This is a genomic window from Paenibacillus pabuli (genome assembly GCF_039831995.1).
Classification (GTDB): domain Bacteria; phylum Bacillota; class Bacilli; order Paenibacillales; family Paenibacillaceae; genus Paenibacillus; species Paenibacillus pabuli_C.
Genome location: NZ_JBDOIO010000003.1, coordinates 3860382 through 3883513, shown reverse-complemented (window position 1 = coordinate 3883513; position 23132 = coordinate 3860382). Strand labels below are relative to the sequence as shown.

Below are 23132 nucleotides of genomic sequence, written 5' to 3'. Positions count from 1 at the left end.
TCAAAGAATTAAATTAAACTAAACGGCCCCTCTTGGTTAGAAAGGGGAAGAACCGTAGAGTGCTAGCGGCAGCCGGCCGATTACAACCAGACTGCAGGGTCAACTCCCTGCAGTCTTTTTTTATTGGGACATAAGACATAAGAATACCGTTTAACTCCCCAGATAGCTTAACTCCTTGGAAAGAATGCATATAAGGAATATAAGTTGACTTTTAATAAACAAAATTATATTATATCTATAAATATACAAACAAAAATTTGATAATTGATTTATATCGGTCGGGATATCTAAATAAAAAGCAAAAAAGGAGTTCGTTCAATGAAATCATCGGAACCATTGTTGCAAACGGCCACGCTCGAAGAGATCAAGCGGGGATATCTTGCTGAAGGACCCACATTTACATGTATCTGCTGTGGCTATAAAACGGAACCAGGAATCATCTATCCCGAGGAAGGTGTTCTCTATGAGGCAGAGCGGTATATGCGTCTTCATATCGAGAAGGCCCATGGGTCTGTATTTGAATATCTGCTGGAGCTGGATAAAAGTGTAACGGGTCTGTCCGACGTGCAGCGGGGGCTGCTTGGCCAGTTTTATGAAGGGAAGAAGGATACCGAAGTGCAGAAGGCACTTGGGATCGGAAGTGCGTCCACGATTCGGAATCATCGGTTTGTGCTGAAGGAGAAGGAGCGGCAGGCCAAAATTTTTCTGGCGTTGATGGAACTGCTTAAAAGCAAGGACGACTACGCTCCTGCTGAGCTCGTATTGCCTGTCACAAGACATGTGCATACGATCAATTATAAACAGTTTGATATCTCGGAACAGGACCGCGAAAAAGTGCTGGCCAAGTATTTTCCAGAAGGGACGGATGGCCCGCTGTCGAGTTTCCACATGCAGCAGAAGCATAAATTTATCGTTCTCACTGAAATTGCCAAACGGTTTGAGCCTGATCGCCATTATACCGAGAAACAGGTTAACGAGGTGTTAAAACAAATTTATGACGACTACGTGGAACTGAGAAGGTATCTGATCGACTACGGCTTCTTGAATCGTGAAGAGGACGGCAGTCAGTACTGGTTAAACCTCTCGGCTGAGCAAGAAGAGAAGAAGAATAATAAGCAAACGGAAACGGGAAGCGGGAAAGGAGAGAATGAAGAAATGAATCGGCGCAAAGAGCTTCAGGAGCAGGCCAAGGAGATCAAGACGGAGGCGGGAATATACCAAATTCGCAATGAACGCAACGGCAAAGTCTACCTCGATAGCACATTGAATCTGAAGACGATCAATGGACAGAGATTCATGCTGCAAATGGGCAGCCATCTGAACAGGCAGCTGCAGGCGGAATGGAATGAATACGGTGATGACGCGTTTACGATTGAAGTGTTGGAAGTATTGAAAAAAGAGGATAACCCCTATTTCGACACCAAGGATGCACTCGCCAAATGTTTGAATCGTTGGATGGATCAGCTTGAGCCATACGGCGAACAAGGGTATCACGGGGACAAAAAGGTTACTGGTGAGTAACTCTACAGCCCATTCTTTTGCGTCCTTATCAGGTCCATTACCTTAATAGGTAATGGGCCTTTTGCATGAGAGCTTTATTACATCTGTTCTGTAAAGGAGAAATCTGTCTCCCCCTCAATATCTCATCTTGTGGTATATTTCTAAATTATTATAAAGGAAACGTATATACATCTCTGAAGGGATGAGAAGGAGTTGCAGCAGAATTGGATAAATCAATGCCCATGTTAACGAAAACACAAGACATCGCAGAAACTCCGGATAATGCCACGTTTATGCAGGGGGTAAAAGATTGCATTCCAACCCTGCTTGGTTATCTGAGTATTGGGTTTGCAGCAGGCGTAATCGAAATGACAGCAGGACTCAGTCTTGCAGAAACAGCTCTGCTGAGTCTGATCTTATATGCAGGTTCGGCCCAGTTTATTGCCGCAGGCATGCTGGCATCGAATGGATCGGCAACTGCGATCATATTCACCATTTTCTTCGTCAATCTGCGACATCTGTTACTCAGTGCAGCGGTGTCCCCGTATTTCCGGCATCTGACTCCGCTCAAAAACATGTGGATTGGCTCCCTGCTCACGGATGAATCGTTCGGAGTAGCGATGACTCGCGCAATTGGCCGTAAAACACTGAGTGAACGGTGGATGCATGGATTGAATATTACAGCATATCTGAATTGGTTCGCAGCCAACATGGCAGGGGCCTATTTCGGGCGCTGGATTACGAATCCGGAGCAGTTTGGTCTGGATTTTGCCCTGCCAGCCATGTTTATCGGCCTAATCGTACTTCAGTTAATTCAGCGGAAAAATAGAAAGCTGCACATCAACGTAGCGATTATCGCCGTTGTATGTGTTGTATTCGCGAGCATGGCCTCTTTGGGCAGCATGAGCATTATAGTGGCTGCAGTCGTTGCAGCAACGATGGGAGTTGTAATGGAACGATGGAAGTAAGATGGGATGTATTTTGGATTATTATCGGGTCTGCATTGCTGACCTTTATTCCCCGGGTGCTGCCGCTAATGCTGTTTAGCAAAATACAGATTCCGGTATGGCTGCTTCGCTGGCTGGAATATGTGCCTGTAGCCGTGATGGCAGCCCTGATTGGACAGGAACTGTTTATGTCCGGCAACCAGCTGGTGCCGCTCACCCAAAATGCTGCACTGTGGGCGGCCTTGCCTACCTTTGTGGTAGCGATCTGGACCCGAAGTCTTCTCGGTACGGTTCTTGTTGGAATTGTATCCATGATGATTTTACGTTATTTGCTCGGGTAGAGGACTCAAGAGGCACAGGTAATTCCTTCAGACTAACGGTTAATAATGTTCTATAGACCTATGTAGGTAGAACAGAAGTATCCGTAAAGAATGAAGGGAGCGAAGGTGGATGGGTAATACGAGGAAAAGGTTGTTGATCACAGGAGCTGCAGGCGTAATCGGTCGGAGTCTGCTGGACGGTCTGAGGGAAATGGACAAGTATGATATTGTTGCAGCTGACCTTCAAGATGATCCTGGAGCAGGTATTGTCCCGATGGATGTTACGGACGCGGAAAGGCTGCAGGAGCTGATGCAAGGAGTGCATACCGTGTTGCACATTGCGTGGGCCAAGGATGGAGAGGACTTCTTGGGCAAAGTTCTGCCGATCAACGTAACGGGAGCTTACCATGTATATGAAGCAGCACGAATGAATGGTGTTCAGCGCATCATTTTTGCAAGCTCCAACCATGCTACCGGTTTTTACCGTACAGGTGAAGAGATTGAAGTCGATGATCCGTATCGCCCCGACAGCTTCTATGGTCTCAGCAAATGTTATATAGAACTGCTCGGCCGATATTATGTGGACAAGTACGACCTCTCTTCATTCAACATTCGGATCGGCAACTTCTCCGGGGATGATCATCCGCATTCCGAGCGCTCTGCCCATATCTGGATTTCCCCAAGGGATATGGTGCAGCTCGCCGTGTGCTGTATTGAAGCTGATCCCGAGACGAAGTATCTCAATCTATACGGAACCTCCGCGAATAGCGACAATTATTATGATATCGGTTATTTGGCGGAGAAGATTGGATACCGTCCGGAAGACAATGCTGCCGAGCTATGGGAAGAAGCGAAGCGCAGAGGTGCGCCGGACAAGCAGGATGAGACAAAATATCAAGGCGGAGGATATGTGGCAAAAGACCAGAAGGGCGTTTAGTTGAACATTTGAAAACGCTATTTTCTATTGAACCGGAAAGGGATAAAATGGAGACTGTAGGATCACGGTTTCCATTTTACATAAGAGGAAGGAACGGTTCAAAATCATGAGTACAAGTCCATCCGTAATATTGTTTCAGGGAGACTCCATTACAGACGGAGGAAGATCGCGGAACGATGATCCGAATCACTTTTTGGGACATGGCTACGCTTATTTGATCTCCAGCAGATTGGGTGCAGAGCTGGCTGAGAAGCAGCCAACCTTCTACAACAGGGGGATCAGTGGGGATCGCGCATCCGATCTGTATGCACGTTGGAATGAAGATACCTTTAGTCTGAAGCCTGATCTGATCAGCATTCTGATCGGTGTGAATGACGCCTGGCGTACGATGAATAATGAGCCCAGCGGGGTGACGGATCGTCTTGGACGAGCGTATCGGCATTTGCTGGAAGAGACTCGGGAAGTCATGCCGCATACGGGGCTCGTTTTGATGGAACCCTTCATTCTGAAAACCGGAGCTACGGTGGACAAATGGGATGTATGGCAGCAGACCATAGGTGAGTACCAACGCCTTGTCCGCGAGCTCGCGGATGAGTTCGGTGCTGTGTTTGTTCCATTGCAGGATATGCTTAATGAAGCCACTGAAAAGGTGGACGCATCCTACTGGTTGTGGGATGGCGTACATCCAACGGCAGCAGGTCATGAACTGATTGCACGTCAATGGTTGTCTGTCGTACAGGAAAGTCCGCTTAAAATTCAATAAATAAGGAGCAGAGGGTCTGTGCAGATCCTCTGCTCTTTTTTACATATAACACACACCTAAAATTTTATATATAAAAATAACATATTTAGAAATATCATGTTTTAATACCAAATGAGAGGGTAATTAAGAAGCGTAGCATACTATACTCAATACCCGATAAGGAGTGAATTCAAAATGGCACAGAATAACCAAAACGGAAAAATGAGCCGTGAAGAAGCAGGACGTAAGGGTGGAGAAGCAACCTCCAAGAATCATGATCATGAGTTTTATCAAGAAATCGGCAGCAAGGGCGGAGAGGCAACTTCGAAGAACCATGACAAGGATTTCTATCAGGAGATTGGCAGTAAAGGTGGGGAAGCAACCTCAAAATCCCACGACCGTGAGTTCTATCAAGAGATTGGCCGGGAGGGCGGCATTGCCCGTGGCAACAGTGATGGAAACGACGATCAGGATGGCAAAATGAGCCGTGAAGAAGCAGGGCGTAAGGGCGGACAAGCCCGGTCGCGTAATCGGAAAAATTAATCGTTTATATAGAAGCAAGCATGAATGAAACGTAATTCAAGCAAACAAGGCCAGATCTCACCTGTGGAAAAGGGTGAGTCTGGCCTTGATTGTTAGATTAACGTTGTGCAATAGCGACTTTAGGCAATATGTGGTTCAATGGCTTGGCGATAGCTGAGCAGGGATTCATCAATGATGGTGCGCAAGAAAACGGGATCCATGCCCTGTAGCAGTGATTCTGCATAACGCCAGGCGTTTTCTTCAATACGCAGTCGAATCTCTGCCTGCTCAGGAGCCGAAAGGGGCCCATCGAGAAGATCGGACAGATCCGATAATTCTGTATCCTCCGCGTGACCCAGTTCATGAGCCAAAATGACATAAATATAGGCTTTCAATGGAGCTAGCGTACCGAAGAGCATCCGGCATTGCTCCATAATCTCTTTCTTATATAGATACACGGTGTGACTTCCCATGTGGTATTTACCACCGACGAGGCGATTGTCCGGAAAATGGGGTTCGACCTGAACAAGCACACGACTATCCGAGCGATGCAGCAGTTCCGTTACAGCCTGATCAAATAATTCAGTATTCAGTATGGTTCACCTGTCCTCATAATGGAATAAAGTACATATGCAATGAGTACCGACAACTCTTTTACGAGAAAACAATCTGAAAAGTTTCAGTTATTTTCATATTATTTGTTTTTTTACATAAGATTAGCCGAATTCCCTTCATTTTTACTATCTGATAGGCTAAAATGAAATCGGTTACAACAGTGGGGAGGAATTCTTATGACGGTTCACCCTGGACTACATTGGACGGTGGATCACATCACAGCGGCTATGAGACATGGAATGTCCGATGGCTTGGAACTTATCCATCGTTGGAAAGACAGGCTCACGGACACGTGGAATGATCCTGTTTATGCCGGCTTTTGGTTGGATTTAGAAGGTTATGAACAGAAGGCGCGTACGGAGAACCTGCCTGAACTATCTTTTTCCCTATTTCGTGAGTTCAGGGATACAGGTGAGCGTCAGGCATATGAGCAGGCCTATTTTGAACGGCGCGGCAGGCTTGTTTCTCTGGGCCTATTGGTCGCGGCATCGCCATCTGCCGATCGTGTGCATTTGCTGGAGGACCTGATTTGGCGTATCTGTACCGAACAAACCTGGTGCCTGTCCGCCCATATACCCGAAGGAGAAGAAGCTGGCGCGAGAAAACATATTGATCTCTTCGCTGCAGAGACCGCACAAATGCTGGCAGAGATGATCATGATGCTGAATGATATGCTGGATAAGCGCATAATCCGGATGGTCAAGGCGGAGATCGAAGACAGGATATTTACTCCGTTGTACCGTGAGCAGCGGACTTACGGTTGGGAAGATGCGAATCATAACTGGTCAGCAGTATGCAGCGGTGGGTGCGGGGTTGCGGCTCTTCTTTTATTGGAAGATGAGCAGCTTAGAGCCATGGCTGTGCAGCACACTATTCGATCCATGAGTGCCTTTTTGAGTGGGTACGGGCTGGATGGGGGATGTGCTGAAGGTGTGGGCTACTGGGTTTATGGGTTCGGATTCTATACCTATTTTGCAGAGATGCTGAGATTGTGCAGTGCAGGTGAGCTGGATATGTTGTCTGAATCCATTACGGGAGCGATCGCTTCTTTCCCGGGAAATATTCATTTATCGGACGGGGTGTTTATCAACTATTCGGACAGTCGTGAGCGGGAGACGATTCCGTCTGGACTGCTTTCCCTTTTGTCCGAACGGCAGGACATTCGAATCAACTTGGGGCTTCATATCCCGCTTCTCTCTCAGGATCCTTGCCACAGGTGGGCTCATGCCTTGCGTAATGTACTCTGGACTAATCCAGCTAAGTTCGAGAGAGCGATTGAATCAGGCGATCCGGGAGCTCCCATCTACTTGGAGGATTTATCGTGGGTGATAGCCAGAGGGACACTGGCAGCTGGTGAGCACAAGGAAGTGAGGGTGGCCTTTTCGGTAAAAGGAGGTCATAACGCAGAGCCCCATAATCATAATGATCTGGGACATTTTATCCTTCATGGCGGCGGTGAAAACATTCTCTGTGACCCAGGTTCAGGCGAGTATACTCAAGCCTACTTCGCGCCTGGACGGGAACGCATTTGGCAAATTGGCTCTCAGGGGCATAGCGTTCCTGTCATTGAGGGGACTCATCAGCAATCCGGACGACAAGCCGAAGCGAAAATGCTACATATCAAGCACTTGTCTCCACTGGGGGTAGAGGCTGAATTCGACCTGACGTCAGCGTACCCGGAGGCTCCCACACTGACAAGATATATCAGGCATCTATGCTGGAACTGTCCACCTGGGGCTTCGGAAGCCGTGCTTCTCCTTGAAGATCATTATCAGTGGCGCCAACCTTCTGGTATTCAAAGAGGAGAGTACATGAATGAAAAAATGCGAGTCATTGAGCATTTTATCAGTCGAATTAGACCTGTCATGCACGAAGCAGGGGTACAGTGGGAAGGGAACAACGCTGTGGTGATCCTGCATTACGATGCTGAACTCTGGGATGCACAGATCGAAGTGATCGAGACGGTGGATCATGATCACCTGCCACAGAAGTTTTACCGCACGGCGTTATTCTTAAGGCGAACCCCCGATGAAAGCGGAAATTCTCGGGATCATACCTCTAAGGAGACACGGTGCAGACTAAAATTCACCATCCAGCCCAGGTAAGTCGGAGAATTAGAATAGAAGTCAAACCGGACTGGACCGATGCAATGAGGACTTGTGAAGGCGGCGTGCCAATATAGTAATTTTAAGTTGCGTATGTGTATGAGCAAATAAATAAGGATACGAATAGAGGAGGCAATGCTCGTGAGTACATCCACATCGATAACATGGGTTGAAGAAGCATGGCGGCAGGGAGCGGACAAAACAATTCGCAACGCACAGCGAATCAAGGATTCCTTTCCACACATCTCTCCGCAGGGAACGTATGACCAGAATGATCCGGAATGGTGGACAGCCGGCTTCTGGCCAGGACTGTTATGGCTTGTGTATGGTGAGTCCCCGGAAAATGTAGATGCTGCTCCATTGTCTCGTATTGCAGATAGCTGTGAACGGCAGCTGGAGGGGTGCCTCCGCAATCCGGATTCAGTGGATCACGATCTGGGGTTCATCTGGCTGCTTAGCGGCGTAGCATCTTACCGCCAGACTAGCAGCATGGACAGCCGGCGGCGGGGGATGCTTGCTGCCAATCTATTTGCTGCTCGCTTCAATGTACGCGGTCAGTTCATTCGTGCCTGGAACTTCAACTCGTCCACGATGGATACACGCGGCGTAGCCATCATCGACAGCATGATGAACCTGCCGCTGCTTTACTGGGCATCCGAGCAGAGCGGCGACCCCCGCTTCCGCTTGCTGGCGGAAGCACATGCGGACACTGTAGCGCGCGAGTTCATCCGCGCAGACGGGTCCATCTGCCACGTGGTGGAGTTCGATCCACACACGGGGCAGAAGCTGCGAGAGCATGGCGGACAGGGCCATGCTCCGGGTTCCGCCTGGGCGCGGGGCACCGCCTGGGCGCTGCATGGTTTTGCGCTGTCTTACCGGTATACGGGCGAAGCCCGCTATCTGGAGACAGCGGAACGCGCGGCCGATTTCTTCCTCGCCATGCTTGCCGAAGATATCGTGCCGTTTTGGGATTTCCGCGCACCTGCGGAGCATCAGGTGGCGTGGGATTCGTCCGCCGCTGCGATTGCGGCGAGCGGTCTGCTTGAGCTGGCGAAGCTGTCGCCACGCGGAGAAGAGTATGCCGCAGCGGGAGAGCGCATCGTTCGCGGCCTGCATGAGCGCTACAGCTCAGGCGAGTCAGCAGCGGAAGAGGGGCTGATCATGCAGGGAACCGTGCATTACCCGGAAGGACGGGGATTGAATGTGCCGATCATCTACGGCGACTATTTCTATATGGAAGCGCTGGCGAAGCTGCGCGGGCGTTCGGGTTTGTTTTAACGTCAACATTTCGGAAAGAAAATAAGTGAGTTTAAATAAAAAACCACCTGACGCAGCCCATCTTCCATTGGACTGTTGTTGGGTGGTTTTCCCGCTATGAGTTGCTCGATTTAGTTTTGTTGCTTGAAGGAACGCGTCTAAGGATCACGAAGTCCGCTGAAGATAGATCGGGATATCGCTGCGGGATGATCTCCTGAACCTTGAAGTCGGGATAATCAAATAAATAGTGGAACAGGTTGCGATCCTGAATCGTGTCCACGCCCGGATTGCCGTTTTCCTTCAATCGGGTGTACAGTACAACCCATTCCTTCGATGAATGCAAGATGTCATATAGTGTATTGCGGAAATCGGTCTCATCCGTGATGTGATACAGCACATCCAGACACACCGTAAGGTCAGCCGTCAGAAAGCCCCGGTTGATCCAAAGGCCAGGTGTATACCGCATGAAACTTTTGGAGGCGTCCGTGGCAAATTTTGAGGCACACAGGCGTATCGAAGAGGCAGCGACATCGACACCCAGGTACTCTTTATAATTCATATATTGCAGCTGGTTGCCGTCCCCACATCCAAACTCGATTACGCTGGTAATGCCCTCCTGCTGGATCAATCCGTTCACAATCTCGGCCTTGAATTCAGCCAGAACCCCGTAAGATCCACGTCCTGAAGTTTCTCCGGAACGGTATGTTTGCTCCCAATATCCGATGTAATCAAAGGGCTGCCGCATGTTTCTCCTCCTATCATGTAAACTTCATTTGCTTGGCGCCTATAAAGTAGCAATATAGATAGGTTATGCGGAATGCTGGCGGGTATGATTCCTTGAAGAGAGATCAGATCTCGGAATTGTATTCCAATCTTTTTCCTGAAAAATCACTGAAAGCCTAAACATCTGGAAAGAACTTGCCGACATTAAATTTAAGGAAAAAAATGATGATAATCGGGGGGAAATGATGTTAAAGCCAAGATTGACCAAGTACATGGTGATGATGCTGGTGCTCGTGCTGAGTATTTCCAACGTAGGCTTGGCCGCTGCGGCAGATAAGGAACTGTCCAAAATAGTGGTTTCCAAAAATGAAGTGGCACTTGAAGTAGGAGAATCCAGTTCTGTAACAGCGACAGGAGTCTACACGGATGCTTCGACAAGCAATATTACAGTGAATGCAAGCTGGAGCAGTGATGACACTGCAGTGGCTACGGTATATAACGGAACAATTACAGCCAAAGGTGAGGGACAGGCAACTGTCATCGTCTCCTATGAAAATAAGCCCCAATCCATTCAGGTGAATGTAACCAAGAAGGTTAAGGCATTGACGAAAGACAAGCAAACGATTGATATTCGTACAGGCGAATCCGATCAGATCACATTGACAGCAACTTACAGTGACAACACTTCTGAATCGGTGTCCGATATCGCAGAATGGTCTTCTGATGACGAACAGGTAGCGACAGTAGTTAACGGTAAGGTTACCGGACAGAGCGCGGGTACTGCCTTAATTACAGGTAAGGTGGGGAAACAGTCTGTTACTGTTGAAGTCAACGTCGAAGTCGTGAAACGAATCGATACAGACAAAAAGCAAGTGAACCTGTTGTTGAACAAGAGTGACAAGGTTGTTTTGACGGCAACTTATCCCGATGGAACGACCAGAGATGTAACTTCTCTTGCAGATTGGAGCTCTAGTGATGAGAAAATCGCTGATGTACTTAAGGGCACCATCACAGGTTATGCTGCGGGTTCAGCTGTAATCACAGCTAAATACGGTACTAAAACCGTTTCGATTGATGTAGATGTGGACCGGACAAGCAATCTGAAGATCGACGAGCAAAAATTATTCTTCAAGTTAAGCAATACGGATCGTTCCAAGCAACTGACACTGACGGCGATCTACCCGGATAGTTCAGATTCGGATGTAACCAATACAGCAGTATGGACTTCAAGCAATGAGAAGGTTGCTACTGTATATAAAGGGCAAATTACAGCCATTGGCCAAGGTACAACTACAGTTAAAGCTAGCTACAGTGGTAAAACCGTTGAAATTACTGTAGATGTTGACACCGCTCGTTATCTGGACGTTGTTGACGTTGAAGATAAACTGGCTATGAGTTTGACTGGAACAAAGGAAAAAGAACTTACGGTCAACGCTGAGTATGTGGATGGAAGTACGGAAAACGTAACATCCAAAGCAACGTGGACCTCAAGCGATGAAGATATCGTTTATGTATCTGAAGGAAAACTTACTGCTTACAAATCGGGACAGGCAACCATTACAGTGGCTTATGGCGGCAAAACGGTCAAAATCACTGTAAGTGTAGATGTGCCGGACAAATACGAAATGCAAAACAAGAAAAAATCCATCGGTGTGGGTGATAGCTTTACTGCAGAGGTTCTTGCTGTATATGGCAACACATCCAAAGCTGTTACTGAAGATGTAGAATGGAGCAGCAGCAGTGATAAGGTTGCCGAAGTGTCCAAGGATGGCGAAGTAAAGGGTATGGCTGTCGGCAAGGCAACCATTACAGCTAAAGTGGATGGAAAAACACTGACCATGTCTGTTGAGGTTGGTATGGCAAGCGGGCTTGAAGCAGATGTAAACTTTATTGCACTGGCTTCCAAAGAAACGCAGCAAATTACTCTAACCGGTACAGATGAAGATGGTAATACACTGGATGTAACCTCAGAAGCAACCTGGAAAACGAGCAATGCTCGTGTAGCAGATGTTAAAAAAGGTTTGGTTACGGCAAATGGGAGCGGTAAAGTAAACATCACTGCAGAATATGGTTCCCAAAAGGTTACGATCGCGATCGAAGTGGACGTTATTGTCCGCATTGAAGCATCAGAACCAGCCGTATCCCTGAAATCTGGCGAGACAGCTGATATTACCGTTGTGGCGTATTTTAACGACGGTAGCGAACGCGATGTAACAGACAAAGCTGAATGGAAAACCAACAGCTACAAAGTAGCTCAGGTAACCAAAGGTAAAGTAAAAGCCATTGGTTCAGGTAAAGCGAAAGTAACAGCAAAATACGGCAGCAAGTCCGTAACTGTGGCTATCGAAGTAGATACACTGAAATATCTGCAAACGGATAAGGTAACCCTGACCATGAAACCAGGGGATAAGGTTACCGTGGTAGCAACTGCAACGTATACGGATGGCAGTGAAGCGAATGTCTCCAAACCGGCACTCTGGAAGTCCTCCCGTATTGCAACAGCATCGGTGAAGGATGGCATCATCCAGGCTAACGGTAAAGGTAAAGCGACCATTACGGTTAGTTATGCTGGTGTGAAAACAAAAGTAACCGTCGTTGTTGAAGCGAAATAAGACTTGCCTTAAAGGTGAGATATAAACTCAAAAACGGTGATGCCAGCTCAGATGCTGGTATCACCGTTTTTTGGTATGAACACAATAAGATATTTCTGATCAGCTGATTACATCGTATGAGACAGAACCAAGGCACCATAAGCAAAAGCAATAACAATTAAAATAGCCGGATGCAGTTTGGTCTTGGTCATGACCCATAAAGAGATTCCCGCAATGATCAACGTCTGCCAGATCCCAATGGAATCGGTGGATACTTGGCCGAATTCCCACGTGAGCAGGATCATAAGCACCGCAATGACCGGCTGCACAAGCAGCGTCATCCCTTTGACTTTGGGTGATGTACGATACTTGTTGAGCAAACGGAGCAGCAGGATCAGCGCGGTGGCCGAAGGTACAATCGTGGCAAAACTGGCGATAAACGCTCCGAACCAACCGGCCACCTGATAACCGACAAATGCGGCAATCTTGGTGGCAATTGGACCAGGCAGTGCATTCCCGATGGCGAGCACATCACCGAATTGCTCCGTCGTCATCCACTGATAATGGTTGACCACTTCTTCCTGCATGAGCGGGATGGAGGCAGGACCGCCCCCGTACCCCAAAATATTTGCTACGAAAAATCCCCAAAACAATTCCCACCATGTCTGAAGCATCGGTTAGGACACCTCCTTGTCCGAGCTGCGCTTGGACCTGTAGCGCTGAACCAGATCCAGATGGAATACCCCATAACCAAGAAAGACTGCAATGACAATGCCGGGATGAATATTCAGCAGCTGTAACAGCACAAACGCAATGACGCCAAACAGGGCGGCAAAGGTTTTGCCGAGTCCGGACCATGCTTTTTTGGCGAATTCATAAGCCATCATTCCCAGCATCACAAAGATCACGGGACGCACAGCCGCTACCATGCCTGCTACGATCTTCGACTCACGGAGTGCGTACATGGAGCCAAGCAGGGCGATGATGGCAATACTCGTGGGCAAAATGTGTGCCAGCACGGACACGATGGCACCAAGCACACCTTTGGTTTTGTAACCGAGGTAGGCGGCCATTTTGGTTGCAATCGGGCCAGGCAGGGCATTGGCAATGGCCAAAATTTCGCCAAATTCCTCATCACTGACCCATTTGTAGCGGGTGACGGCTTCATAACGGATCAACGGAATAACCGAAGGACCGCCGCCATAACCCAATATTCCGGTTCGCACCATACCTGTAACGAGACCGGTGTAATCTTTCCAACTCATGCTGTTTTCCTCCTACAGTCTCATGCCCATTCGGCTTTTATATCGTTTTAACAACAACTGTGATTCGACCTTCACAATGCCAGGCATCTTATAGAGCTTCTCCAGCAGAAACTGCTCCATCTCTTCCATGTCGGCAAAAATGCCGTGCATGTGCAGTGTGCTTGGACCCGTCATATGATAGAGGCTGGTTACCGCTGGTTCCTCGTCCAGTTTCTCAGCGACTTCATCAAGGAAGGGCGGCTCCACATCCACATTAAAAAAGGCGGAGACCTGAAGCCCAACCTTACCCGGATTGATGACAACCGTGAATCGTTCAATGATTCCTTTTTCGGATAACGCATTGATGCGAGCCTGAACAGCTACACGTGACAGTCCAATCTGTGCACCCAGATCCGTATAGGATATACGGCTGTTCTGGTGCAGGGCAGCTATAATTTTCCGATCGATCGCGTCCAGATTGTACATTTGCGGGATTTCTCCTCCTTTAGAGGAGCGTTTTTCTGACATCATTGATCATCCTTTTCGTTCTATATATGGAATATAAAATGTAAACCTTCAAAAATGCATTTTGCATGCAGCATTCATAGTTTAATGACGAATCGTAATTCGAGTCAATATATTTATCCATCATATTGAATTTATCTGATTTTAGACTTTCATTTTGTCATTTGCACCAAAATCTGAACGCAAAGAGGCCGCTCTTGGAATAAATCCGCGAGCAGCTCTCTTCTTTCAGCTGTGGATTGTGCATACAAACCATATTCGTTCCGTTCTATATACCTCTTGGAAGGTGAAGCGTAATGCTTGTACCTTCACCCGGTTCGGATGATAACGTCAGCGTTCCTCCTGCACCACGAGCACGTTCTTCCATACTGAACAGTCCGACGCCATGACCTGCAGTTTGTACATTGAATCCGGCACCTTGATCCGCGATGGTTACAACCGTGCCTTCCTGCGAATCTTCCACCGTTACCTGTGCTTCGGCTACATCAGCGTACTTGGCGACATTGGTAAGTGCCTCCTGGATAATCCGGTACATGGCGATCTCCCGGTTCATCTCCAGCCGTCTGCGCAGGTTGCATTCCAGATCGACTTCAATGCCGTAATGACGGGTATAGTTCTCAATGTAAGTCCGGATGGCCGGAACGACGCCCAGATCATCCAGCACGGAAGGTCTGAGTTCCCAGGCCATGCCCCGGACTTCTTCCATAATACCCGTAACTTGCTTACGCAGCGATTCCACGCCGGAATGAGGCTTATCGGCTAGCAGCTGATCCATCTGAATAACAAGCGAGAAGAGACTCTGTCCGATTCCGTCATGCAGCTCACGGGAGATTCGGCGGCGTTCCTCTTCCTGGATATTCATGACCTGGGTCATCATCGTCTGCAATTCGGCTTCGACCTGTTTCAGCTTCGTCACTTCGCTGCGTACAGCCAAGTATTGATATGGTTCTCCGTCATTGTCGAGAAAAGGCACAATCGTTGTATTCACCCAATAGTGGCTGCCATCCTTCGCCCGGTTACGAATCTCTCCGTTCCATACTCGTCCTGAGGAGATGGTTTCCCACAGGTTTTTCATAAACGTTTTGCCGTGGTATCCCGAATTGATGATCCGATGATCCTGACCGATCAATTCCTGTCGTTCGTATTGTGAAATCTCACAGAATTTATCGTTCACGTACTGGATTTTCCCTTTACGATCTGTGAGGGCAACGATAGAGGATTCATCCAGTGCAAACTTCAGATCACTCAGCTGATGCAGAGAGCCTTTCAGCCTGCTGCGGAATTCGTCATCGGTGATATGGTTGTCCAGCTCATCCAGGAGCTGCAGTACAGGCTGCTCGGCAAGCCCGCTAAGTCTGTTTTCACGTGCGCTACTCAAAGTTCAGCAACCCCTTTTTCATGGCAAACTTGACGAGTTCAGGTCGGGTCCGCAGCCCCAGCTTTTCCATCAGGTTGCTTTTGTGGGATTCGACCGTTTTGACACTGATAACCAGGTGCTCGGCAATTTCCTTGTTGGCGTAACCCTTGGCAATCCAGGACAAGATTTCTTTCTCCCGCTCGGAGAGGGTGTCGTATGGCCCGACATTTTCCTGTTTGGATTTGTCCAGGTATTCACTCATCAGCCGTTTGGTGGCACTGGGGTACAGATAGGCACTGCCATCCGCTACGGAGCGGATAGCTGCCAGCAGCTCCTCATGCGGGGCGCTTTTGAGAATATACCCTGAAGCTCCGGCATGGATTGCACGGAACAGATACTCTTCATCGTCATGCATGGTCAAAATCAAAATGGCCACGTCAGGCATCAATTTTTTCAATTCTGCGGTAGCGGTTAGCCCGTCCTTTCCTGGCGGCATGCTGAAATCCATCAATACGACATCCGGTTTCAATTCCTGTGCCTTGGCAATGGCTTCGTCGCCATCTGCTGCATCCCCCACGATCCGGATATCATTCTTGCCGTCCAGTAGGGCAATCAGCCCGGAACGCACAACGACATGATCGTCCACAACCAATAGTTGAATCACTATATTTTCCCCCTGTCCGCTTCTTGGTTCTGTCTTCATGATACCAAAAAAAGCCACCCAGAGGTTTAATCTCTGAATAGCTTTTCTTCATGGCTTACACCGGGGTGGCTTATCCGTGCATGGCTGGCTGCAACGGCTCGGGCCGCCAGCTCTGCTTCCCTGACCGTGTCCGGTGAGAACGTGCATGGCTGCCTGCTGCCAACAAGCAGCACGGCACCAGGGACGCTGCTCTCCAGGAACACAGGCACCGCTATGGCACATAAGAGCCGCTCAGCGATCATCAGCGGACAACGGCCGGGCGTACTGGCTTTTGTGGACCTTGCATCTGACAGGCACGTGCGGCCCGTCCGAAGCGCTGTGCCCACAAGATCTTGTCCAGGACGCATTGCCATCCGTGTTACGCGATCATTGGTTGCGCCGGAGGTGTACTTCCAGCGCAGCATGGACCCGGAGAGACAGGCCAGTCCGCCAAAATCGGTGGAGGTGTTCAGGCGCAGATTATTGATCATCTCCTGAATGCCGGATGGCAGTTCATCGTGCATGAGAGACACTTCCTTTTTGGAATTACACCATTAAATTAAACTTGGTGACATGGATATGTTTAACCTTTGACCAAGGTGTCCTGAAATATGAGTTATACGATAGTTCTATTGTAGTCCCATTCGCCTGCGTTGTAATTCAGGGAATTCCCCGATTTCGGTTCTGCAATTTACTGATCTTGGTTAACGTGCTGCCCTCAATCCTTAAGCAGCAAGATGTCTAGCCTATGACAACATGCGTATGCCTTCATAGGATGTGACTTTTCTCACAGCAAATTCAGGGAATTTCTCAGCCAGGTTCAGGTAATCCCCCGATAACGTTCAGGCCGGTTTCGCGATAAGATAGATTCATAAGGAAACACGAGGGGGACGAAAGTGATGGGTACGGTATTTACAGAAAGAACAACCCAAGCGACAGAACGTGAGACGGAGGGAAGCAGGATGACACGAGAGACAGGTGGAATACTTTCTTTCGTAACAGCTGAGCAGTGGGCCTGGATCGAGGTTAAAATGCAGCCCAAACGGGTGAAGTCGGGGTATAGTCTCTTTCTGGAAGGCGATGAAGCCGGATATCTGTACTACATTCGTTCGGGACGCGTGAAAATGACCAAATCGACGGAGGATGGCAAGGAAATCATTTTGTCGTTTCAGCAAAAAGGGGATCTGATCGGGGAATTTGGCGGCATTGGCGGCCAGAATCACAGCTATAGTGCAGAGATGACGGAGAAAGGCGAACTCGCGATCATCTCGCTCAGTGATCTGGAAAGCGTGCTTAGCAAACATGGGGACCTTGCCCTGAAATTCCTGCAATGGATGGCACTTTCACAGCGGATTACCCAATCGCGTTTCCGGGATCTGCTGCTCTATGGCAAGGCTGGGGCTTTGGCTTCGACATTAATCCGTGCCAGCAACTCGTATGGCAAAATCACTCCTGAAGGAATAGTACTTGAGATGAAGCTGAACCATACGGAGCTTGCGGAGATGATTGGAGCAACTCGGGAGAGCGTCACACGGATGCTGGGAGCCTGGAAGGAACAGGGTACGCTGGACACACTGGATGGCAAACTGATGATTCGCGATCTGGCGGCCTTGCGCTGCATGTGTGGTTGTCCTACATTTCCGAGCTGCCCGGTAGAGTTGTGTCGGCTCTAGTCTCACCACAGTCATGGATTACAGATCAATCTTCACTGGCGATTGGGGTCGTTACGGAGATAAAAAAGCGGATGTCGGTATTAACCGATATCCGCTTTTTTGAGTTGGGCAAATTCCTTCGCCAGGATCGAGTAGACCAATGAATCGTGAAATTCTCCTTTGTAAAACCAGTGCTCCCGCATCATGCCTTCGTATTCCATGCCGATCTTCTGCATGACTCTCTCCGATGCTTTGTTGTTCGGCCGACATTTGGCGTAGATCCGATGTACACCGAGAGAGTTGAAGCCCAAACCAAGCAGCGCCTGACTAGCCTCGGCTGCATAGCCTCTCCCCTGATACTGTGGATTCATCACATAGCCCATCTCTGCATTGGTGCCTTCTGTGTATATGCCAACGCTGCCAACCAATGTTCCATCTGTTTTCAGGCAGACAGCCAGGTCGAATTGGGATCTGGGTTGTTCCTGCTGCGATTGCAAAACCTGTTCGATGTACGCAGTTGTATCTTCTTCCGTGTTGGGTCCCCAAGCCGTATACCTGGTGACTTCAGGTGATATGGTGTATGTATGTATACTATCCCAGTCGTCTAAGCCAATCTCTCGTAAAATCAGTCGTTCTGTCTCCGCTAACATGCTATTCACTCCCCTTAGGATATGATTAAGTTCATTCTACCTGTATCAAGTCCACCATTGAAACAAAAAAATAACTCATGAGCAGATTCAGATATGAATCCGCTCATGAGTTATTCAAAATCAGCATTTTTGCATCATTCGATTCAAATCGCTCCCCGTACAAAATGCAGACGAATCGTAGAATCTTTCCGATTTAATCCTCCGGGTGGAAGTAGCTTATTGAATTTATGCAGAATGCTCAATATGTGAATGTTATTGTGGTTGTTTGCATGGAACTGCTGGATAAGTATAAGCCAGTTTACGGATGATTTCCTTTTGCCACTTCGTATCACCCAAGGTGATGGCCAGGTTCAGAAGATCCAGATAATCGTCAAGCTGCAGTGAAGCCTTTTGCAGAGTAGTATTCATTTGATGTTCGTACCCCTTTAGCTATATGATCGATAATTCATGTAAAGTTCAATTAAAAATAAGAGACAACCTCAAGAATGATAATCATTATCACGTCTACATTTATTATGCTATGAATGCAGAAAAAAATCAATGCTGAGTCACAGATTAACCATTATTTTTTTCGGAAAAGGCCCATCCATAACAGATACGGAATGTATACGCCCAAATAAGCCGACGGATAGAGGAACCAGCCATTCAACAGAAAATGGTGAATTTCAGTCGTAAATGTAGTCATATGTGCATTTATGGCATACACATCTCCGGCAATGACCGTGGCAGCACTATAGAAACACAGGAGAGCCAGGGCATGAAATACCTTTTCGACCATCCGGGAACGAAGAGCCAGAAATACCATCACCAGCGGGACAATGATTAGAAGCAGCAAAAATAGGATTCTCATAGAAAAGGTGTTCTCCTTTATCATGCTTTTGGTAAACAGTATGGGCAGGCCTTCAAAAGACCAAACTTTTTTCAAAAATTTTACATAAACAAAGAGGAATTCATCATGTGAAGGATTAAATTAAAGGGGACAACCCATTAAAAGGTAAATCTGAGGAGGAGAAGGAGAACATGAAGAAGGCGTTATGGCAGCACTGGATCGGAGCATTCCTGGTTTTCATGATGATGGCAACGGCATTGCTTGGCCCGGGGTCACAGGGACCGGTACAGGCTGCAGCAGCACCACTAACCGTATCCCAGGCTATTGCTGCCCAGAGTGGTGGAGGGACAGCGACTGTCGAAGGTTATATTGTTGGACATGCCACCGGTTCACTTACAGCCAAGTTTACATCTCCTTACGCCAATGATTTTAACTTCCTGATTGCGGATTCTCCATCAGAGAAGGCCAACGCGAAATTGTTGGACGTGCAAGTTTCCTCGTCATTCCGCTCGCAATATGGACTCGCTTCCAACCCGGGTCTTGTAGGCAAAAAGGTCATCGTAACCGGAACACTTGGTGCATACAACAGCTATGCAGGACTCAAGAACCCAACTTCAATCACACTCTCTTCCGGAACAACCAATCCTGACCCTGAACCGGGCCCAGGGACAACACTGCCAGATGGCACAGGCAAAAAAGTATTGTTCGATAATACCCATGCCCAAACAGCCGGAGCTGCAGACTGGATCATTGATGGTGCATTTTCGGACTTTGCGAACGGGCTGAGAAACGCAGGCTTTGCCGTGGATCAGCTGGAACGCAGCATCCCGTATACGTTCGGTGAGCAGGCGATCACCTATAATACATTGAAAGATTATGATGTCTTCGTCATTGGCGAAGCCAACGTGCCGTTCAAAGCGACAGAGCAGGCAGCGCTGCTGCAATACGTACAGAGCGGCGGCAGTGTCTTCTTCATCTCCGATCACTATAACGCAGACCGAAACAAAAACCGCTGGGACTCCTCCGAAGTATTCAACGGATACCGCCGTGGAGCGTTCCTGAACCCAGCTAAAGGCATGTCTTCGGCAGAAGCTGAATCTCCAGCCATGCAGGGGGTTATTAGCTCCGACTGGCTGGCAAGCAACTTCGGTATTCGTTTTCGCTACAATGCTCTTGGAGATGTAAATGCCACAGATATCGTGGCTCCAGCACAGTCATTCGGCATTACAAGCGGCGTGAATTCCGTGGCGATGCATGCAGGATCTACCGTCGCTATTATCGATCCAAACAAAGCCAAGGGATTGGTATACGTGCCAAGCGGTGTGTCCAAATGGGGCAACGCAGTTGATCAGGGCGTGTACAATGGCGGCGGACGTGCTGAAGGTGCGTATGCAGCCATTGCCAAGGTAGGCGCAGGAAAGGCTGCGTTTATCGGCGATTCCTCGCCGGTAGAAGATGCGACTCCAAAATATTTGCGTGAGGAGACGGGAGCCTCCAAGAAAACCTACGATGGATTCAAAGAAGTGGACGATGCCACGTTCCTGGTCAACACCGTAAAATGGCTCGCGGTAAAAGAAAGCTATACGAGCCTGTCACAGGTATCAGGCCTGACATTGGACACACCAACCAGCCTGCTTGCCATGGAAGCCCCGGCTGCATCCACGGAACCGCAGCTTGAGCCATGGTCTGCACCGTCTGCAGGATACAAATGGTATGATCCAACGACATACAAGAAAGGTTCTTATGGGGCAGTTACCCCATAATGTGCAACCTTTGCGAGTAGCATAAATGTATGGAGGAAGCCTGTTTGTAACGCTACCGTTGCAAACAGGTTTTTCGTATGCAAGGGGACAGTGCAAGGCAAGGTACAATTTGTATAAATACATAGTGCCACGGGTAACGTATAGGTTAACTATGTTGGCATCCATACCAGAAGGAGAGGCGGCAAATAATGAACCGGCAAGCAGACTGTGACAGTTCGTCCATGAGACAGAGGCTGAAGGAAGATTTGCATCGTGTAGCGGATCGGATGAATCTGACGTTATCCCGTTTTGACAATGACAGTGTCTGTCTGCTCGGACAATTCGCTGAAATTCGAACCGAGATCAAGCAGATTGAGGTGCTTGCCTCTTCCTTTTATCTGGATTGTTATCTGTCTCCCTTCACCGAGAAATTCGCTGAACTAACGGCAAGCGTGCAGCATCTGTCCGATCGCAGGTATGGTGCCCTCATCGTCATTGAACGGGAGGTGCCACTGGAACCTATTATTCATTCGGGTGTTGCTGTGGATGCGCGAGTGACCCATGCACTGCTTGAATCCCTGTTTATTCCCGGTGCACCGCTGCATGACGGGGCCGTTCTGATCCGCGGCAACCAGATCGTCTCCGCAGGCAATGTCCTGCCACTATCCCAGGCCGCAGCAGGAGAACGTAAAATGGGAACGCGCCACCGTGCCGCACTGGGGCTAAGTGAACTGACAGATGCGGTTGTGCTGGTTGTTTCCGAGGAAACGGGACAGGCTTCTTTTGCTGTGGATGGGGATTTGCATCCCATTAATGTCGTTGAGACCATTCATTAACGGAGGAAGACCTCATGTTCCCATTTTCGTCTTACATAGTGATGTGATTTTGCACATTCTCAGCTTATCTAGGTACAATAGAGGATGGCAAAGATACAGAAGCCTTGCGAACTACTCGCAAAAATGGTTGGAGGAGACGGTTAAACATGAGTTGGTTTGAAGTAATGGAGCAGCATGATTATGAAGAATTGATCCTGTGTCAGGACAAAGCTTCTGGGTTAAAGGCGATCATCGCCATTCACGATACAACACTTGGCCCTGCACTGGGCGGTACGCGGATGTGGACGTACGCTTCGGAAGAGGCGGCCATCCAAGATGCACTGCGCCTTTCGCGGGGAATGACATATAAGAATGCCGTATCCGGTTTGAATCTTGGCGGCGGTAAAGCCGTCATTATCGGTGATCCGCGCCGTGACAAGAACGAAGCCATGTTCCGTGCTTTCGGCAGATACATCCAGGGCCTGAATGGGCGCTATGTAACCGCAGAAGACGTGGGTACCTCGGAAGAGGACATGAACCTGATCTATCAGGAAACCGACTATGTAACAGGCATATCGCCAAGCTACGGATCATCCGGGAATCCATCTCCTGCAACGGCTTGGGGAGTATACCAGGGTATGAAGGCAGCAGCCAAAGAAGCCTTCGGCACGGATCTGTTGGAAGGCAAAACCGTTGCCGTCCAAGGTATCGGCAATGTGGCCATGAGTCTGTGCAACTATTTGTACGAGGAAGGTGCCCGGTTGATTGTGACGGATCTTCACAAGGATTCCGTGAAGCAGGCAGTGGACCGCTTCGGTGCAGCGGCTGTCGATCCGGCGGATATTACGGGCGTCGACTGTGACATCTATGCACCTTGTGCTCTTGGCGGAACGATTAATGACGATACGCTTAAAACGCTTAAAGCCAAAGTGGTCGCAGGCTGCGCCAACAACCAGCTGCTGGAGACACGTCATGGAGACATTTTGCATGAAAGAGGTATCGTTTATGCTCCGGATTATGTCATTAATGCCGGGGGAGTCATCAACATCGCGGACGAATTAAATGGTTATAACTCGGAACGCGCGTGGAGCAAGATCGGTGAGATCTACACCAGTTTGGAGAAAATCTTCGAAACCTCCCGTACGGAAGGCATCGCAACGTATATTGCCGCAGACCGTTTGGCTGAACGCCGAATTGAGCTGATGAAGAATACACGCAGCACTTTCCTCCAACAAGGTCATCACGCACTGAGTGCCCGGAGATTGCGCGGGTAAGTCCAAAAAGGATATCCATGAGATTCAAGGAAGCTGAATGGGCTTAAAAGGAACCGAAACAGGCAGGTATCCCAAAACGGATGCCTGCCTCTTTGATATTGGT

24 protein-coding genes are annotated in these 23132 nt (G+C 48.6%); 13 read left to right on the top strand and 11 right to left on the bottom strand.

Annotated elements, in window-relative coordinates; all coding sequences use genetic code 11:
- Nucleotides 1-318: 318 nt before the first annotated feature.
- The 6 genes from ABGV42_RS19430 to ABGV42_RS19405 all read left to right on the top strand — a co-directional run bounded on the left by ABGV42_RS19430 (nucleotide 319) and on the right by ABGV42_RS19405 (nucleotide 4989).
- Complete coding sequence (locus ABGV42_RS19430) at nucleotides 319-1521, top strand: DUF2087 domain-containing protein (RefSeq protein WP_347383104.1); 1203 nt, start codon at nucleotides 319-321, stop codon at nucleotides 1519-1521.
- A gap of 221 nt (nucleotides 1522-1742) precedes the next feature.
- Nucleotides 1743-2468, top strand: a complete 726-nt coding sequence (locus tag ABGV42_RS19425) for an AzlC family ABC transporter permease (protein WP_347383297.1) — start codon at nucleotides 1743-1745, stop codon at nucleotides 2466-2468.
- Nucleotides 2459-2788, top strand: coding sequence for an AzlD domain-containing protein (locus ABGV42_RS19420; RefSeq protein ID WP_347383103.1), 330 nt, complete (start codon nucleotides 2459-2461; stop codon nucleotides 2786-2788). The genes ABGV42_RS19425 and ABGV42_RS19420 overlap by 10 nt, the downstream gene beginning before the upstream one ends.
- Before the next feature lie 109 nt (nucleotides 2789-2897).
- A complete protein-coding gene (locus ABGV42_RS19415; protein ID WP_347383102.1) occupies nucleotides 2898-3704 on the top strand; it encodes an NAD-dependent epimerase/dehydratase family protein in 807 nt (268 codons plus the stop codon).
- Between the two features lie 106 nt (nucleotides 3705-3810).
- A complete protein-coding gene (locus ABGV42_RS19410; RefSeq protein WP_347383101.1) occupies nucleotides 3811-4467 on the top strand; it encodes an SGNH/GDSL hydrolase family protein in 657 nt (218 codons plus the stop codon).
- A 174-nt stretch (nucleotides 4468-4641) separates the two neighbouring features.
- The gene (locus ABGV42_RS19405) at nucleotides 4642-4989 is read left to right on the top strand and encodes a general stress protein (RefSeq protein WP_347383100.1); all 348 of its coding nucleotides are present in this window, start codon (nucleotides 4642-4644) and stop codon (nucleotides 4987-4989) included.
- Nucleotides 4990-5108: 119 nt separating this feature from the next.
- On the opposite strand, the gene ABGV42_RS19400 is transcribed toward ABGV42_RS19405, so the two are convergent.
- Complete coding sequence (locus ABGV42_RS19400) at nucleotides 5109-5441, bottom strand: hypothetical protein (RefSeq protein WP_347383099.1); 333 nt, start codon at nucleotides 5439-5441, stop codon at nucleotides 5109-5111.
- Between the two features lie 318 nt (nucleotides 5442-5759).
- On the opposite strand from ABGV42_RS19400, the gene ABGV42_RS19395 reads away from it, so the two are divergent.
- Together ABGV42_RS19395 and ABGV42_RS19390 are read left to right on the top strand one after the other, a co-directional pair.
- Complete coding sequence (locus ABGV42_RS19395; protein ID WP_347383098.1) at nucleotides 5760-7688, top strand: heparinase II/III domain-containing protein; 1929 nt, start codon at nucleotides 5760-5762, stop codon at nucleotides 7686-7688.
- Between the two features lie 141 nt (nucleotides 7689-7829).
- On the top strand, nucleotides 7830-8966 hold the full coding sequence (locus ABGV42_RS19390) for a glycosyl hydrolase (protein WP_347383097.1): 1137 nt from the start codon (nucleotides 7830-7832) through the stop codon (nucleotides 8964-8966).
- Between the two features lie 94 nt (nucleotides 8967-9060).
- Here ABGV42_RS19390 and ABGV42_RS19385 read toward each other — a convergent pair whose 3' ends face one another.
- Complete coding sequence (locus ABGV42_RS19385) at nucleotides 9061-9690, bottom strand: class I SAM-dependent methyltransferase (RefSeq protein ID WP_347383096.1); 630 nt, start codon at nucleotides 9688-9690, stop codon at nucleotides 9061-9063.
- 223 nt (nucleotides 9691-9913) lie between these two features.
- Here ABGV42_RS19385 and ABGV42_RS19380 point away from each other — a divergent pair, with 223 nt between their 5' ends.
- Nucleotides 9914-12280 (top strand): Ig-like domain-containing protein, encoded by a 2367-nt coding sequence (locus ABGV42_RS19380; protein WP_347383095.1) that lies wholly within the window; start codon nucleotides 9914-9916, stop codon nucleotides 12278-12280.
- Between the two features lie 107 nt (nucleotides 12281-12387).
- Here the strand turns inward: ABGV42_RS19380 and ABGV42_RS19375 are convergent, their stop codons facing one another.
- The 6 genes from ABGV42_RS19375 to ABGV42_RS19350 form a co-directional block, all read right to left on the bottom strand.
- A complete protein-coding gene (locus ABGV42_RS19375; protein WP_347383094.1) occupies nucleotides 12388-12933 on the bottom strand; it encodes a chromate transporter in 546 nt (181 codons plus the stop codon).
- A gap of 3 nt (nucleotides 12934-12936) precedes the next feature.
- On the bottom strand, nucleotides 12937-13524 hold the full coding sequence (locus tag ABGV42_RS19370) for a chromate transporter (protein ID WP_347383093.1): 588 nt from the start codon (nucleotides 13522-13524) through the stop codon (nucleotides 12937-12939).
- Nucleotides 13525-13536: 12 nt separating this feature from the next.
- On the bottom strand, nucleotides 13537-14031 hold the full coding sequence (locus tag ABGV42_RS19365; RefSeq protein WP_239305290.1) for an Lrp/AsnC family transcriptional regulator: 495 nt from the start codon (nucleotides 14029-14031) through the stop codon (nucleotides 13537-13539).
- Nucleotides 14032-14296: 265 nt separating this feature from the next.
- A complete protein-coding gene (locus ABGV42_RS19360; RefSeq protein WP_347383092.1) occupies nucleotides 14297-15406 on the bottom strand; it encodes a PAS domain-containing sensor histidine kinase in 1110 nt (369 codons plus the stop codon).
- Complete coding sequence (locus ABGV42_RS19355) at nucleotides 15399-16049, bottom strand: response regulator transcription factor (RefSeq protein ID WP_347383091.1); 651 nt, start codon at nucleotides 16047-16049, stop codon at nucleotides 15399-15401. The genes ABGV42_RS19360 and ABGV42_RS19355 overlap by 8 nt, the downstream gene beginning before the upstream one ends.
- Before the next feature lie 65 nt (nucleotides 16050-16114).
- A complete protein-coding gene (locus tag ABGV42_RS19350; RefSeq protein ID WP_347383090.1) occupies nucleotides 16115-16591 on the bottom strand; it encodes a GAF domain-containing protein in 477 nt (158 codons plus the stop codon).
- A gap of 375 nt (nucleotides 16592-16966) precedes the next feature.
- Here ABGV42_RS19350 and ABGV42_RS19345 point away from each other — a divergent pair, with 375 nt between their 5' ends.
- A complete protein-coding gene (locus ABGV42_RS19345) occupies nucleotides 16967-17740 on the top strand; it encodes a Crp/Fnr family transcriptional regulator (protein ID WP_347383089.1) in 774 nt (257 codons plus the stop codon).
- Nucleotides 17741-17820: 80 nt separating this feature from the next.
- Here the strand turns inward: ABGV42_RS19345 and ABGV42_RS19340 are convergent, their stop codons facing one another.
- From ABGV42_RS19340 to ABGV42_RS19330, 3 genes are all read right to left on the bottom strand, one after another.
- Nucleotides 17821-18369, bottom strand: a complete 549-nt coding sequence (locus ABGV42_RS19340; protein WP_347383088.1) for a GNAT family N-acetyltransferase — start codon at nucleotides 18367-18369, stop codon at nucleotides 17821-17823.
- A gap of 252 nt (nucleotides 18370-18621) precedes the next feature.
- Nucleotides 18622-18777 (bottom strand): hypothetical protein, encoded by a 156-nt coding sequence (locus ABGV42_RS19335; RefSeq protein ID WP_347383087.1) that lies wholly within the window; start codon nucleotides 18775-18777, stop codon nucleotides 18622-18624.
- Between the two features lie 154 nt (nucleotides 18778-18931).
- Nucleotides 18932-19219 (bottom strand): hypothetical protein, encoded by a 288-nt coding sequence (locus ABGV42_RS19330; RefSeq protein ID WP_347383086.1) that lies wholly within the window; start codon nucleotides 19217-19219, stop codon nucleotides 18932-18934.
- Nucleotides 19220-19437: 218 nt separating this feature from the next.
- Here ABGV42_RS19330 and ABGV42_RS19325 point away from each other — a divergent pair, with 218 nt between their 5' ends.
- The 3 genes from ABGV42_RS19325 (at nucleotide 19438) to ABGV42_RS19315 (ending at nucleotide 23029) form a co-directional block, all read left to right on the top strand.
- The gene (locus ABGV42_RS19325) at nucleotides 19438-20961 is read left to right on the top strand and encodes a DUF6359 domain-containing protein (RefSeq protein ID WP_347383296.1); all 1524 of its coding nucleotides are present in this window, start codon (nucleotides 19438-19440) and stop codon (nucleotides 20959-20961) included.
- A 188-nt stretch (nucleotides 20962-21149) separates the two neighbouring features.
- Nucleotides 21150-21776 carry a sporulation-specific diadenylate cyclase CdaS gene (cdaS, locus tag ABGV42_RS19320; protein ID WP_347383085.1) on the top strand — a complete coding sequence of 209 codons (627 nt, stop codon included), beginning with the start codon at nucleotides 21150-21152 and terminating at the stop codon, nucleotides 21774-21776.
- Nucleotides 21777-21922: 146 nt separating this feature from the next.
- Nucleotides 21923-23029, top strand: a complete 1107-nt coding sequence (locus tag ABGV42_RS19315) for a Glu/Leu/Phe/Val family dehydrogenase (protein ID WP_347383084.1) — start codon at nucleotides 21923-21925, stop codon at nucleotides 23027-23029.
- The last annotated feature ends 103 nt before the right edge of the window (nucleotides 23030-23132 follow it).

Bases quoted from the DNA above. Each gene is read 5' to 3' on its own strand.
- ABGV42_RS19430 (WP_347383104.1), top strand. From the start codon at position 319: ATGAAATCATCGGAACCATTGTTGCAAACGGCCACGCTCGAAGAGATC.
- ABGV42_RS19425 (WP_347383297.1), top strand. From the start codon at position 1,743: ATGTTAACGAAAACACAAGACATCGCAGAAACTCCGGATAATGCCACG.
- ABGV42_RS19420 (WP_347383103.1), top strand. From the start codon at position 2,459: ATGGAAGTAAGATGGGATGTATTTTGGATTATTATCGGGTCTGCATTG.
- ABGV42_RS19415 (WP_347383102.1), top strand. From the start codon at position 2,898: ATGGGTAATACGAGGAAAAGGTTGTTGATCACAGGAGCTGCAGGCGTA.
- ABGV42_RS19410 (WP_347383101.1), top strand. From the start codon at position 3,811: ATGAGTACAAGTCCATCCGTAATATTGTTTCAGGGAGACTCCATTACA.
- ABGV42_RS19405 (WP_347383100.1), top strand. From the start codon at position 4,642: ATGGCACAGAATAACCAAAACGGAAAAATGAGCCGTGAAGAAGCAGGA.
- ABGV42_RS19400 (WP_347383099.1), bottom strand. From the start codon at position 5,441: ATGGGAAGTCACACCGTGTATCTATATAAGAAAGAGATTATGGAGCAA.
- ABGV42_RS19395 (WP_347383098.1), top strand. From the start codon at position 5,760: ATGACGGTTCACCCTGGACTACATTGGACGGTGGATCACATCACAGCG.
- ABGV42_RS19385 (WP_347383096.1), bottom strand. From the start codon at position 9,690: ATGCGGCAGCCCTTTGATTACATCGGATATTGGGAGCAAACATACCGT.
- ABGV42_RS19380 (WP_347383095.1), top strand. From the start codon at position 9,914: ATGTTAAAGCCAAGATTGACCAAGTACATGGTGATGATGCTGGTGCTC.
- ABGV42_RS19375 (WP_347383094.1), bottom strand. From the start codon at position 12,933: ATGCTTCAGACATGGTGGGAATTGTTTTGGGGATTTTTCGTAGCAAAT.
- ABGV42_RS19370 (WP_347383093.1), bottom strand. From the start codon at position 13,524: ATGAGTTGGAAAGATTACACCGGTCTCGTTACAGGTATGGTGCGAACC.
- ABGV42_RS19365 (WP_239305290.1), bottom strand. From the start codon at position 14,031: ATGTCAGAAAAACGCTCCTCTAAAGGAGGAGAAATCCCGCAAATGTAC.
- ABGV42_RS19350 (WP_347383090.1), bottom strand. From the start codon at position 16,591: ATGCACGATGAACTGCCATCCGGCATTCAGGAGATGATCAATAATCTG.
- ABGV42_RS19345 (WP_347383089.1), top strand. From the start codon at position 16,967: ATGGGTACGGTATTTACAGAAAGAACAACCCAAGCGACAGAACGTGAG.
- ABGV42_RS19340 (WP_347383088.1), bottom strand. From the start codon at position 18,369: ATGTTAGCGGAGACAGAACGACTGATTTTACGAGAGATTGGCTTAGAC.
- ABGV42_RS19335 (WP_347383087.1), bottom strand. From the start codon at position 18,777: ATGAATACTACTCTGCAAAAGGCTTCACTGCAGCTTGACGATTATCTG.
- ABGV42_RS19330 (WP_347383086.1), bottom strand. From the start codon at position 19,219: ATGAGAATCCTATTTTTGCTGCTTCTAATCATTGTCCCGCTGGTGATG.
- ABGV42_RS19325 (WP_347383296.1), top strand. From the start codon at position 19,438: ATGATGATGGCAACGGCATTGCTTGGCCCGGGGTCACAGGGACCGGTA.
- cdaS (WP_347383085.1), top strand. From the start codon at position 21,150: ATGAACCGGCAAGCAGACTGTGACAGTTCGTCCATGAGACAGAGGCTG.
- ABGV42_RS19315 (WP_347383084.1), top strand. From the start codon at position 21,923: ATGAGTTGGTTTGAAGTAATGGAGCAGCATGATTATGAAGAATTGATC.